Origin of the sequence: Paraburkholderia sp. RL18-085-BIA-A, from assembly GCF_046027075.1 — a bacterium.
Taxonomy (GTDB): domain Bacteria; phylum Pseudomonadota; class Gammaproteobacteria; order Burkholderiales; family Burkholderiaceae; genus Paraburkholderia.
Window position 1 is genome coordinate 1 of sequence record NZ_JARESU010000662.1, and the last position, 358, is coordinate 358.

1 protein-coding gene is annotated in these 358 nt (G+C 55.3%); it reads right to left on the reverse strand.

Annotated elements, in window-relative coordinates; all coding sequences use genetic code 11:
* A partial coding sequence (locus tag P0D89_RS54295; protein WP_408371592.1) for a reverse transcriptase N-terminal domain-containing protein occupies nt 1-358 on the reverse strand: 358 nt, incomplete at both ends.

Consider the following 358-nt stretch of genomic DNA (forward strand, 5'->3'; position numbering starts at 1 on the left):
TCATGCACGGTATGCCGAGCGGCCTCTGTTTTCCATTCTTCTTCAGAATAAAAACTCTTCGAAGCGGAAGAGGCGAATAACCCCGCCTCTTCATCGACCCAATCGCGTTGGTCTTTGCCACCGGTGTTTTCCACGTGACCTTGTCCACACCGGCGGTATTCTTGCCTTTGTTTTCAGTCACCCGCTTGACGGCTAAAGCTTTGCCGCTAAACGAGTGGGTCAGCAGCCATTGCAAGGCTTTCACCTTGCTGTGGCGGCCAGCCTGTGACGCCTTCACAATACGCGTCTGCAGCCCTCTTACATGCCGTTGGACTTTGGCCCAGTTGATGCCGTCCCACGTCACGCCAGAAGGTGCACG